The organism is Streptomyces sp. NPDC031210 (genome assembly GCF_055570395.1).
This window is the reverse complement of record NZ_JBVIHH010000004.1, coordinates 290,133-301,675: the sequence shown is the minus strand read 5'-3', so window position 1 is coordinate 301,675 and position 11,543 is coordinate 290,133. Positions and strand designations below refer to the sequence as shown.

Here is an 11,543-nt window from a genome sequence, read left to right as displayed (position 1 = left end):
GGGAATTGGGGGGAGCCGGAACCCTTGTTGGGGGGGTGACCCCGCTGGTTGTGGGGGGGGGGGGGGGGGGGGGGGGGAGAGGGGGAGCCCCCCCCCCCCCCCCCGCGTTTCCGGCCCGGTCAGGCGGCGGTTACGGCCGGGGCCACCGCCTCCGCGCGCTTCCGTACGGGAAATGACGAAAACCAGTATCGCGATGTATCGCGTCTGGAGTACGATCCGGATTCGAAAGGCATGGGCTCGGCGAGTCCGTGTTCACGGGCGGGCCGAAGCCGCCAAACGTACTATGCGACCTATTCGATCTATTCGGCACATTCGGCTCATCTGATCCGTCAGCTCCATCCGAACCCTCCACACCTTCCACCTGAAAATCACCAAGCCACGGGGGTACCCACATGCCAGGCGCGATTTACGCCGAAGGTCTGGTGAAGACCTTCGGCGACGTCAAGGCACTGGACGGCGTCGACCTCGACGTTCCCGAGGGAACCGTCCTCGGAATGCTCGGCCCGAACGGTGCCGGCAAGACCACCGCCGTACGGGTCCTGACGACCCTGCTCCAGCCCGACAGCGGCAAGGCGGTGGTGGCCGGTATCGACGTGCTCGCCCATCCCGACAGGGTGCGCCGGTCCATCGGCCTGTCCGGCCAGTTCGCCGCCGTCGACGAATACCTCACCGGCCGCGAGAATCTGGCGATGGTCGGCCAGCTCTACCAAATGAGCGGGCGGGACGCGAAGCGCAGGGCCGATGAGCTGCTGGAACGCTTCAATCTCGGTGACGCGGCCGACCGCACTGCCAAGACCTACTCCGGCGGGATGCGCCGCCGCCTCGACCTCGCGGCCGCGCTCGTCGTCAGCCCGCCCGTGATGTTCATGGACGAGCCGACCACCGGCCTCGACCCGCGCAACCGCCAGCAGCTCTGGGACGTCATCCAGGAACTGGTCGCGGGCGGCACGACGCTGCTGCTCACCACGCAGTATCTGGAGGAGGCCGACCGCCTCGCCCACGACATCTGCGTCGTGGACCACGGCAAGGTCATCGCCCGCGGCACCTCCGACCAGCTCAAGGCGCGCACCGGCGGCGAGCGCGTCGAGGTCGTGGTGCACGCTGCCGAGCACCTGTCCCTCGCGGGCGAGGTGCTGCGCGGTTTCGGCAAGGGCGAGGAAACCGTCGAACCGCACACCCGCAAGCTCACCGTCCCGGTGGCCGGCGGCGCGAAGCTGCTCGCCGAGGTCATCCGGGAGCTGGACGCCCGGGGCGTCGAGATCGACGACATCGGACTGCGCCGCCCGACCCTGGACGATGTGTTCATCTCGCTGACCGGGCACGCCGCCGAGACCGAGGACGAGGCCGGCGCGGCCGGCGAGGAGGTGGCGAAGTGACTTCGGTGAGTGAGGCGGCCCCCGTCCGGACGCCGCGACCACGCGGCGGCATCACCCGGTCCGTGCGCGATTCCCTGGTCGTGGCCAAGCGCAACCTGATCCGGATGATGCGGATCCCCGAAGTGGTGATCTTCGGGCTGATCCAGCCGATCATGTTCGTGGTGCTGTTCACCTACGTGTTCGGCGGGTCCATCAACATCCCCGGGGCCCCGCAGGGCGACGCGCAGGCGTACCGCGAATTCCTGATGGCCGGCATCTTCGCGCAGACGGTCACCTTCGCCACCGCGGGCGCCGGCGCCGGCATCGCCGACGACATGCACAAGGGGCTGATCGACCGGTTCCGGTCGCTGCCCATGTCCCGGGGCGCGGTGCTCACCGGCCGTACCCTCGCCGACCTGGTGCAGACCGCCCTGACCCTGGTGGTGCTGGCCGTGGTGGCGCTGCTCATCGGCTGGCGCACCCACGAGAACATCGCCGGGGTGCTGGCGGGCTTCGGGCTGCTGCTCCTGCTCGGCTACGCCTTCTCGTGGATCGGCGCGCTGATCGGCCTGACGGTGCGCACACCGGAGGCGGCCACATCCGGCGGGCTGATCTGGCTCTTCCCGCTGACGTTCATCTCCAACGCGTTCGTGCCGGTCAACGGCATGCCGGCGTTCTTGCAGCACGTCGCGGAGTGGAACCCGTTCAGCGCGACGGTGGCCGCGGCCCGGGACCTGTTCGGCAACACCATCCCGGGCGTCTCGAAGTCGGTGACCGGTGCCTGGCCCATGGAGCATCCGGTGCTGGCCTCGGTGATCTGGTCCCTGGTGATCATCGCGGTGTTCCGCACCCTGGCGGTACGCAAGTACCGCTCGGCGGCGGCCTGAGCGCTGCGGCGGCCTGAGGGCTGCGGCGGGCCGGACGGGGCGCGTAAGCGGCCGCGATGGCCCGCGGACAGCCGGCACAAGAAGCGCCCCGGACAGGCGGAAGACCCGCCCCGGAGAGGTGGGAACACCCGCCCCGGGCAGGCAAAAGCGGCCCGGAGCCCCCGTGGGCTCCGGGCCGCTTCACCGTCTGCGCGACGCTCGGGGACTCAGGCCGTGTACGGCTTGGCGTCGAGAATCTGAACGGCCGCCTTCTTGCCGTTGGGGAGCTCGTACTCCGCGTGGGCGCCGACCTTCTTGCCGTTCACGCCCTCGCCCAGCGGCGACTGCGGGGAGTAGGTCTCGATGTCCGAGCTCGCGTACTCCCGCGACGCCAACAGGAACGTCAGGGTGTCGTCCTGGTCTCCGTCGAACGCGATGGTGACGACCATGCCGGGGGCGACGACACCGGTGGCGGCGGGGGCTTCGCCGACCTTCGCGCTCTGCAGCAGCTGGGTGAGCTGGCGTACGCGAAGCTCCTGCTTGCCCTGCTCCTCCTTGGCCGCGTGGTACCCGGCGTTCTCCTTCAGGTCACCTTCCTCGCGGGCCGCCGCGATCTTTTCGGTGATCTCGGCGCGTGCGGGACCAGACAGGTGCTCCAGCTCTGCCTTGAGCTGGTCATACGCCTCCTGGGTCAGCCAGGTGACGTTCTCGCTGGTCTGGGTCACAGGTGCTCCTCGTCGGTACTGGGGATAAATCAAACGCCCTACCAGGAAGGTTTGCGCCTTCACAGGTGGGCGAAACCACGAGCCTAACAATTCCGGCACAAAACGGGGAAGAGGAAATCCACAAGGAACGCACAGGAACACATCACCGCTGATCAGAGCCGGTCGTCCGGCGCCCCGCCGCGTGCCTCGTCCGAGCGCGGGCCGGCTCGGCGCACCGCCCGCCGGATCAGTTGCCGCCGGTCACCGTACAGCCGACGAGGACGGCGTTGGTCGCCCGTTTCGTCGTCCGCAGCGTGACCTCGGTGTCCACCTGCTCCGCGTGCTTGTCGACGGTGACGTCCTTGCGGCCCACCTCGGAGCCGTCCTCGGACTGCGAGCGCAGCGTGCACACACCCGTGTCGTCCTTGCCCTTGACGACTTCCAGATGCACCTTTACGGCGTGATCGGAGACCGCGTCCCAGGTGATCACCCGACCGCTGAGGTCCTGGCCGGTGATGTACGAGGCGCCGAACCAGGCGACCACCGCGAGCAGTGCCGCTCCGAGCACCGCTCCGATGATCTTGAGCTTGCGGTCCGCGCGCTCATCCGCGGAGCGGCCGTAGCGTCCGTCCGGGAGCCCTTCGCGTACCGCGGTCATGATCATTCCTCCTGGTACGGGGACCTTGATCCCGGAACCCCTCGGGGGGTCCGCTCCTCTGGGAATACAGTGCCCCCCGCTTCGGTCACTATAGGAGGCATCTTCTCCAGCCTTTCACTGAGGATCGAGTCTTGACTGAGCAGCTTCGATTGATGGCGGTCCATGCCCACCCCGACGACGAGTCGAGCAAGGGTGCGGCCACCATGGCCAAGTACGTGTCCGAGGGGGTGGACGTGCTGGTCGCCACCTGCACAGGCGGTGAGCGAGGTTCCATCCTCAACCCCAAACTCCAGGGCGATCCGTACATCGAGGAGAACATCCACGAAGTACGCAAGAAGGAGATGGACGAGGCCCGGGAGATCCTGGGCGTCAAGCAGGAGTGGCTGGGCTTCGTCGACTCCGGGCTGCCCGAGGGCGACCCGCTGCCGCCGCTGCCCGAGGGCTGCTTCGCCCTCCAGGACGTCGAGGCGGCGGCCGAGCCGCTGGTGAAGCTGATCCGGGAGTTCAAGCCGCAGGTCATCACGACCTACGACGAGAACGGCGGCTACCCGCACCCCGACCACATCATGACCCACAAGATCACGATGGTGGCCTTCGAAGCGGCCGGTGACCCGGAGAAGTACCCGCAGGCCGGCGAGGCGTGGCAGCCCCAGAAGCTCTACTACAACCAGGGCTTCAACCGCCCGCGGACCGTGGCGCTGCACGAGGCGCTGCTGGAGCGCGGTATGGACTCGCCCTACGGCGAGTGGCTGGAGCGCTGGAAGCAGTTCGAGCAGCGCGAGCGCACCCTGACGACGTTCGTGCCGTGCGACGAGTTCTTCGAGATCCGCGACAAGGCCCTGATCGCGCACGCCACCCAGATCGATCCCGACGGCGGGTGGTTCCGGGTCCCGATGGACATCCAGCGGGAGGTCTGGCCGACGGAGGAATACGAGCTCGCGAAGTCGCTCGTGGACACTTCCCTCCCCGAGGACGACCTCTTCGCGGGCATCCGCAACAATTGACCCCATGATGAGCGCGACCAGCACCCTCGCCCTGACGCACTTCGTCACCCTTGCCGACAGCTTCGACAAGAACAAGGTGACCCCCGGCGTCCTCGGCTTCATCGTCTTCGCGGTCATCGGCGGCGCCGTATGGCTGCTGATGAAGTCCATGAACAAGCACATGAAGAAGGTGGACTTCGAGGAGCAGCCCGAGGACGGCGAGGCGGGGGCGACCGCCTCCGGCGCCCCGAAGCCGAAGACCGGCTGACGGGCCCGGCGGCTCGCTGACCTGCGCGTCGACCCGGCTGGCTGACCGGCGCGTCGACCCGGTTCGCTGACCTACGGCGGTCAGCGAGCCGCGCCGCGCACCGACGGCAGCCGGGGGCACCGGGTCTCACTCGGCGGTGGTCGGCTCGATGGCCACCCCCATCACCTCGCGCGCGTGGCGGTTCGGCACCATGCCGAGCCGCCACGCCTGCCACCCCGTTTCCGGCTCCACGCCGCGCTCCAGCAGCAGCGCGAAGGTCTCCGCGCAGTCCTCCAGCTTCGAATCCCGGGTCGGGTGGCTCTCGCGCACCAGCCGCGCCAGCTCTTCCTGCGCGACGGCCGTGCCCACCACCGAACCGCCCGGCGAGGCGAACGGCAGCAGCGTGCAGCGCAGGAACCGGGCCCAGTCCTCGCCGCGCCGGTCGCCGTAGCCGGCGAATATCCGGGCGGCCTCGTCGGCCAGCTCCAGCGCCTGCGCCGTACGGCCGTTACCCGCGTCGATGATCACCAACTCCAGGCACGACCACGCCTCGCCGTGCGGCACCCCGATCCGCTGGAAATCCTTGCGGGCGTCCTGGAGGAGCTGCCGGGCGAAGCCGCTGTTGCGCAGCGAGCCGGTCTGCTCCGCGCGCAGATCGCGGGTGACCCGCCCCGAGTGATGACGCGCGCAGGCCAGGCCGTAGCCGTCCTGCATCCGGCTGAACATCGTCCGCGACCGCTCCAACTGCCGCAGCGCCGCGTCCTGCTCCCCGTGCTCCTCCAGCGCCTGGCCCAGGTAGTACATCGTCCACGCCTCGCCCCGGGCGTCCTCGTGGCCGTGGTGCAGGGGCAGCGCCTGGCGCAACTGGTCCGCGGCCGCGCCCGGCTCGCCGTCCAGCAGCCGGGCCCGCGCGAGCTGCGTCATCGCCCACGCCTCGCCGCGCTCGTCGTGCGTACGGCCGTAGAGCTCCATCGCGGCGTGCAGCGCCTCCTCCGCCAGCGGTACGTCGCCCCGGCGCAGATGCACCTGCCCGAGCTGGAAGTGCGCCCACGCCTGGCCGTGGACGCTCTCGCTCTCCTCGTGCAGCTCCAGCGCCTCGCGCAGCAGCTCCAGCGCCTCGGCTATCCGCGCCCGGTCCCGCTCGACGGCCGCCAGCGCGTGCAGCGTCCACGCCCGGTCGCCGTGCATATCGGCGCCGGACTGCATCTGGAGCGCCTCGCGCAGCTTGGCCGCCGCCTCCGTCAGATTGCCCTGCTGCTGGAGGGTGATGCCCAGATCACGCAACGCGCGGGCGGCGCCCGCCGGATGCTGCGCCTCGAAATACAGGTCGACCACCGACGACAGGGTCGTGCGGGCCGTGTCCAGCTCGCCGAGCTGCCGGGCCGCGACACCCGTACGCCACTGCACCGACCGGACCAGCAGGCCCTGGCCGACGGCCCGGGTCAGCTCGCTCAGCTCACCGAGGCGGTAGAGATCGCCGCGCAGCAGGCAGTAGTCGGCCAGCGCCCCCAGCAGATGCGACACCGCGGCCTGGTCCACGTCCTGGTCGGCGTGGCGCAGCGCGGCCGTGATGAAGCTGCTCTCGTCGTCCAGCCACTGCAGGGCGGCGTCCAGGGACGTGAAGCCGTGCGAGCCGAAGCGGTCGGCGCGCGTCGAGGTCCGGCCGTCGACCAGGCGGATGACGGAGTCGGCGAGCTCGGCGTAGCCACGGATGAGCCGCTCCTGGGCCGCGGCGCGCTCGCCGGGCTCCTCCTCGTCCACCAGCCGGTCGTGCGCGAAGCTGTGCACGAGGGCGTGCAGCCGGAAGCGCTCCCCGCGGACGTGCTCGATCAGCCCGGCCCCGGCCAGCGCCGTCAGCAGCCGCTCCGCCTCCTGGTCCGCGACGCCCAGCAGCGCCGCCGCGGCCGCCGCGCCCAGCGACGCCCGGCCCACCAGCGCCAGCCGGCGCAGCAGCCGCCGGGCCGCTTCGGACTGATCCAAGTAGCGCAGCCCCAACGCCCGCTCCACCGGCGCCACCGAGCCGTGCGCCGACAGGTCCGCCGCCAGCGCGGCGGGCGAGCGGGAGGCCAGCGACGAACCCGCCACCCGCAGCGCCAGCGGCAGGCCGGCGCACAGCGCGCGGATCTCCTCCACCGCCCGCGCGTCATACGGCACCGCCTCGGCCGTCGCCTCCCGCGCGGGGACCGCGACCCGCAGCAGCTCCTCGGTGCCCGCCGTGTCCAGCGGCCCCACCGGCAGGTGGTGCACCCACGCCTGGACGTCGCCCGGCAGCTCCAGCGGCTCCCGGGACGTGACCAGCACCAGACTGTCGGAACGGTCCGGCACCAGCGTGCGCACCTGCTCGGGATCGGAGGCGTCGTCCAGCAACACCGTCACCGGCAGGCCCGTCAGATGCTGGTGATAGAGGTCGGTCAGCCGCTTGACGTGCTGCTCCTGCGACGGTCGTTCCCGGAAGAGCAACTGCTCGCGCGGCGCGCCCAGCCGGTTGAGCAGGTGCAGCAGCGTGTCCCGCGTCGGCAGCGGCACCTCACCGGGCGTATCGCCCCGCAGATCCACCACACACGCGCCACGGAACTGATCGCGCAACTGGTGGGCGGCCCGCACCGCCAGCGCCGTACGCCCCGAGCCGGGCTCGCCGTGCAGCACGACCACCGTCGGCTTGGTCTCGGTGCTCGCGCGGGCCGCGTGCACCCACTGCGCGATCCGCGTCAGCTCCGCCCGGCGGCCCGCGAAAGGGCCGTCCGCGCGCGGAAGTTGGGCGAACGACTGCTCCAGGACGGACCGCTGGCGGGCCGCCGCGCTACGGTCCGCGCCGCGCAGTTGCGGCACCACCCGGCTGGTCTTCGCGGCCACGGGCTCGGCCGGGGTGCCGCTGCCGCGGGTCGCCGCCGCCAGCATCCGCTGCTGGTCCAGGAACGGGCGGATGCCGCGCACCTCCAGCGCCGTCAGCCACTGCAACCGCAACTGTTCGGGGCCGCCGGGCTGGCCGCGCACCCCGGCCCGGTGGTGCGCCGCGGGCCAGTGGCCCGCCGTGAGCTTCACGAACGTGGCCGCGGCGCCCGCCACGACCACCGCGGCGCCCACACCCAGCGCCGCGCCCGCGCCCGTGCCGTAGGCCAGGTCCGTGCCGAAGGCCGCCACCGCCGCGACCGCCGTCGCCACCGCCGGGGTGGCCAGCCGCTCGCGCGAGAGCCGCTCGGCCAGCGGGCGGTGGCCGGCCGCCGCCTCGTCCAGCGCCAGGACGTACGCGGCGTACTCCTCGGCCGCGGTGGCCGCCAGATCGTCCAGGGCCGCCCGCGCCCTGCCGAGCAGCGTCTCCCGCTCCAGCCGCCCGCCCGAACGCCGTACCTCCTCCTCGACGGCCCGGGTCAACAGCCCTTCGGCTTCCGCCCGGTGGCCCTCGCGCAGCACAGCCAGTGCACCCGGCATGTGTGTCCCCCTTTTTTTGTTCACCCGTCCAGCAGTCCCAGCGGTCCCCGCCCGGCGCGACACGCCACGGCCGGACGCCTCGCCCCCGCGGCACGCTCCTGCGGTGATCACCGCCGTACGCACAGTGTTCCGCGTCCGCGCGAATTCCGGCAGGGCTGTGGATAACTCCCTCGGCTCCCCACTCCGGGACCCGCGTTGGGAGAGGATGGCCGTATGCCGAACCGCCTGGCTCATGAGACTTCCCCGTATCTGCTCCAGCACGCCGACAACCCGGTTGATTGGTGGCCGTGGTCCACCGACGCGTTCGAGGAGGCGCGGCGTCGCGGCGTGCCGGTGCTGCTCAGCGTCGGCTACAGCTCGTGCCACTGGTGCCATGTCATGGCCCACGAAAGCTTCGAGGACCCGGCCACCGCCGCCCTGCTCAACGAGCACTTCGTGTCCGTCAAGGTCGACCGCGAGGAGCGGCCGGACGTCGACGCCGTCTACATGGAGGCCGTGCAGGCCGCGACCGGCCAGGGCGGCTGGCCGATGACCGTCTTCCTCACCCCGGACGCCGAGCCCTTCTACTTCGGCACGTACTTCCCGCCCGCGCCCCGGCACGGCATGCCGTCCTTCGGACAGGTCCTCGAAGGGGTCCGCAAGGCGTGGGTGGACCGGCGCGAGGAGGTCGGCGAGGTCGCCGGCCGGATCGTCGCCGACCTCGCGGGGCGCTCGCTGACCGAGACCCTGCCCGCCACGGACCGGCGGCCGCCGCGCCCCGAGGAGCTGCACGCCGCCCTGATGGGCCTGACCCGCGAATTCGACGCCGTGCACGGCGGATTCGGCGGCGCGCCCAAGTTCCCGCCGTCCATGGTGCTGGAGTTCCTCCTGCGCCACCACGCCCGGACCGGCTCCGAAGCGGCCCTGGACATGGTGCGGGCGACCTGCGAGGCGATGGCCCGCGGCGGTCTCTACGACCAGCTCGGCGGCGGGTTCGCGCGCTATTGCGTGGACGCCACCTGGACGGTGCCGCACTTCGAGAAGATGCTCTACGACAACGCCCTGCTGTGCCGCACCTACGCGCACCTGTGGCGGGCCACCGGCTCCGAGCTCGCGCGCCGCATTGCCGTGGAGACCGCCGACTTCATGGTCCGCGAACTGCGCACCGACCAGGGCGGTTTCGCCTCCGCGCTCGACGCGGACAGCGACGACGGCACCGGCCGGCACGTCGAGGGCGCGTACTACGCATGGACGCCGGAACAGCTTCGCGCGGTGCTCGGCGAGAAGGACGCCGCGTTCGCCGCCCACTATTTCGGCGTCACCCCGGAGGGCACCTTCGAGGAGGGCGCGTCCGTCCTCCAACTCCCCGACACCGACGGACCGGCCGACGCCGACCTGGTGGCGTCCGTCAAGCGGCGGCTGCTCGCGGCCCGCGAGGAGCGGCCGCGCCCCGGCCGGGACGACAAGATCGTCGCCTCCTGGAACGGCCTGGCCATCGCCGCCCTCGCCGAGACGGGCGCGTACTTCGACCGCCCGGACCTGATCCAGGCCGCGACGGACGCCGCCGACCTCCTGGTCCGCGTCCACATGGACTGGCAGGCGCGGCTGCACCGCACCTCCCGTGACGGCGAGCCCGGCGCCAACTCCGGCGTCCTGGAGGACTACGCCGACGTCGCCGAGGGCTTCCTGACCCTCTCCTCGGTCACCGGCGAGGGCGTCTGGGTGGAGTTCGCCGGCTTCTTCCTCGACACCGTCCTGGTCCAGTTCACCGCCGAGGACGGCGCGCTGTACGACACCGCCGCCGACGCCGAGGCCCTGATCCGCCGTCCCCAGGATCCGACCGACAACGCCGCGCCCTCCGGATGGTCGGCGGCGGCCGGCGCGCTGCTGTCGTACGCGGCGCTGACCGGCAGCGCCCTGCACCGGGACGCCGCGGAGCGGGCGCTGGGCATCGTCACGGCGCTCGGCGGCCGGGCCCCGCGCTTCATCGGCTGGGGACTGGCCGTCGCTGAGGCGGCGTTGGACGGGCCGCGCGAGATCGCCGTCGTCGGCCCCCGGGACGACCCGGCCACCCGCGCGCTGCACAGCGCCGCGCTGCTCGGCACCGCTCCGGGCGCGGTGGTCGCGCTCGGCGCACCCGGCTCGGACGACGCCGGCGAGGTGCCGCTGCTGAAGGACCGGCCGCTGGTCGACGACCGGCCCGCCGCGTACGTCTGCCGCCACTTCACCTGCGAACGGCCGACGACCGACCCCAAGGAGCTCGCGGAGCACCTGCGGCCCTGACCGGGCGCGCCCAGGGACCGCGGCTCAGCGGGTGAGGCCGCGGCCCAGGGCGTCCATCGTCCGGTTGACGAGCGGTTCCAGGTCGCCGGTGGGGTGCTCCTGCGCCCAGTGCAGCAGGGTTTCCTGGAGGGCGGCCAGGGCGGCGGCGACGGTGACGCGGATTTCGAGGTCGTCGGCCGGGCGGCCGGTGCGTTCGGACAGGACGGCGCCGATCATCGCGGCGTCGCGGGCGGCGTGCTCCGCCGTACGGCCCCGCAGGGCGGGCACCTCGCGGATGAGACGGGTGCGCTGGAGCAGTTCGGCGCGGTCCCGCTCGGTGAGCCCGCGGACCGCCTCCAGAGCGACGTGGCGCAGTGACTCGACCACCGGCTCGGTGGCGGGACGGGCGCGGAGACCGGCCTCCAGCGGGGTGCCGGTGCCGTCGGACGGATCGCTCAGGACGAGGTCTTCCTTGGTGGGGAAGTAGCGCAGGACCGTGCTGGGGGAGACGTCCGCGGCCTGGGCGATCCGCTCGACGGAAGTGGCGTCGTAGCCCCGCTCCGCGAAAAGGCGGTAGGCGGCGCGGCGGATCGCCTGCCGGGTCCGGGCCTTCTTCCGCTCCCGCAGGCCGGCCGTGGGCAGCCCGGTCGTCGGCGGCTCGGTCGGCGGTGTCCCGGTCGGCGGGGTGGCGGGGGCGGGTGGGAAGAGCATGCGGGCCATTGTCGGGGATCGGGCCGGCGGCTTCTCGGAGAGATCATCGCGGGCTCTTCCAAACCCCGGCTGTCAGTGGGGTGTGTCACGCTGCGGCGTGGGCACGATTACTGTCAGTGATGCTCGGAGGGGTGATGGGGATGCGACCTGCGATTCACGCGTACGCCGCGCTCGCCGCCGTGCTGTGTGTCGGCGGATTCCTGCTCGGGGGGAGTGGGCTGGTTTTGGCCTTGGTTCCGGCGGAAGTGGCGGTCCTGGCATGGCAGGTGGCGGGGGGGGGGGGGGAGGGGGGGAAGGGGGGGGGGGGGGGGGGGGGGGAAAGACCCGGGAACGGCCCGGGCGGTGGGCG

At 72.1% G+C, this 11,543-nt stretch carries 9 protein-coding genes; 5 read left to right on the top strand and 4 right to left on the bottom strand.

Annotated elements, in window-relative coordinates; genetic code table 11:
• Window positions 1-392: 392 nt before the first annotated feature.
• Entirely contained in the window at window positions 393-1,376 is a 984-nt protein-coding gene (locus ACZ45Z_RS10845) for an ATP-binding cassette domain-containing protein (RefSeq protein ID WP_468359442.1), read from the top strand.
• Window positions 1,373-2,242 (top strand): ABC transporter permease, encoded by an 870-nt coding sequence (locus tag ACZ45Z_RS10840; RefSeq protein ID WP_468359439.1) that lies wholly within the window; start codon window positions 1,373-1,375, stop codon window positions 2,240-2,242. Before ACZ45Z_RS10845 ends, ACZ45Z_RS10840 begins: the two co-directional genes overlap by 4 nt.
• Before the next feature lie 206 nt (window positions 2,243-2,448).
• Here the strand turns inward: ACZ45Z_RS10840 and greA are convergent, their stop codons facing one another.
• Together greA and ACZ45Z_RS10830 are read right to left on the bottom strand one after the other, a co-directional pair.
• A complete protein-coding gene (gene greA, locus ACZ45Z_RS10835; protein WP_468359436.1) occupies window positions 2,449-2,946 on the bottom strand; it encodes a transcription elongation factor GreA in 498 nt (165 codons plus the stop codon).
• A gap of 226 nt (window positions 2,947-3,172) precedes the next feature.
• Window positions 3,173-3,583 carry a DUF4307 domain-containing protein gene (locus tag ACZ45Z_RS10830; protein WP_468359433.1) on the bottom strand — a complete coding sequence of 137 codons (411 nt, stop codon included), beginning with the start codon at window positions 3,581-3,583 and terminating at the stop codon, window positions 3,173-3,175.
• A gap of 131 nt (window positions 3,584-3,714) precedes the next feature.
• On the opposite strand from ACZ45Z_RS10830, the gene mca reads away from it, so the two are divergent.
• A complete protein-coding gene (gene mca, locus ACZ45Z_RS10825) occupies window positions 3,715-4,587 on the top strand; it encodes a mycothiol conjugate amidase Mca (RefSeq protein WP_468359430.1) in 873 nt (290 codons plus the stop codon).
• Window positions 4,588-4,591: 4 nt separating this feature from the next.
• Complete coding sequence (locus ACZ45Z_RS10820) at window positions 4,592-4,834, top strand: RAMP4 family protein (RefSeq protein WP_468359427.1); 243 nt, start codon at window positions 4,592-4,594, stop codon at window positions 4,832-4,834.
• Window positions 4,835-4,960: 126 nt separating this feature from the next.
• Here ACZ45Z_RS10820 and ACZ45Z_RS10815 read toward each other — a convergent pair whose 3' ends face one another.
• Window positions 4,961-8,242: a tetratricopeptide repeat protein gene (locus ACZ45Z_RS10815; RefSeq protein ID WP_468359424.1), complete on the bottom strand. Its 3,282-nt coding sequence runs from the start codon at window positions 8,240-8,242 to the stop codon at window positions 4,961-4,963.
• Window positions 8,243-8,455: 213 nt separating this feature from the next.
• On the opposite strand from ACZ45Z_RS10815, the gene ACZ45Z_RS10810 reads away from it, so the two are divergent.
• Window positions 8,456-10,504, top strand: coding sequence for a thioredoxin domain-containing protein (locus ACZ45Z_RS10810; protein ID WP_468359422.1), 2,049 nt, complete (start codon window positions 8,456-8,458; stop codon window positions 10,502-10,504).
• A 24-nt stretch (window positions 10,505-10,528) separates the two neighbouring features.
• Here ACZ45Z_RS10810 and ACZ45Z_RS10805 read toward each other — a convergent pair whose 3' ends face one another.
• On the bottom strand, window positions 10,529-11,194 hold the full coding sequence (locus ACZ45Z_RS10805; RefSeq protein ID WP_468359418.1) for a TetR/AcrR family transcriptional regulator: 666 nt from the start codon (window positions 11,192-11,194) through the stop codon (window positions 10,529-10,531).
• Window positions 11,195-11,543: the final 349 nt, after the last annotated feature.

What these genes read in the sequence shown, in the direction of transcription:
- ACZ45Z_RS10845 (WP_468359442.1), top strand. Translation starts at nt 393, where the DNA reads ATGCCAGGCGCGATTTACGCCGAAGGTCTGGTGAAGACCTTCGGCGAC.
- ACZ45Z_RS10820 (WP_468359427.1), top strand. Translation starts at nt 4,592, where the DNA reads ATGATGAGCGCGACCAGCACCCTCGCCCTGACGCACTTCGTCACCCTT.
- ACZ45Z_RS10810 (WP_468359422.1), top strand. Translation starts at nt 8,456, where the DNA reads ATGCCGAACCGCCTGGCTCATGAGACTTCCCCGTATCTGCTCCAGCAC.
- ACZ45Z_RS10830 (WP_468359433.1), bottom strand. Translation starts at nt 3,583, where the DNA reads ATGACCGCGGTACGCGAAGGGCTCCCGGACGGACGCTACGGCCGCTCC.
- ACZ45Z_RS10805 (WP_468359418.1), bottom strand. Translation starts at nt 11,194, where the DNA reads ATGCTCTTCCCACCCGCCCCCGCCACCCCGCCGACCGGGACACCGCCG.
- ACZ45Z_RS10815 (WP_468359424.1), bottom strand. Translation starts at nt 8,242, where the DNA reads ATGCCGGGTGCACTGGCTGTGCTGCGCGAGGGCCACCGGGCGGAAGCC.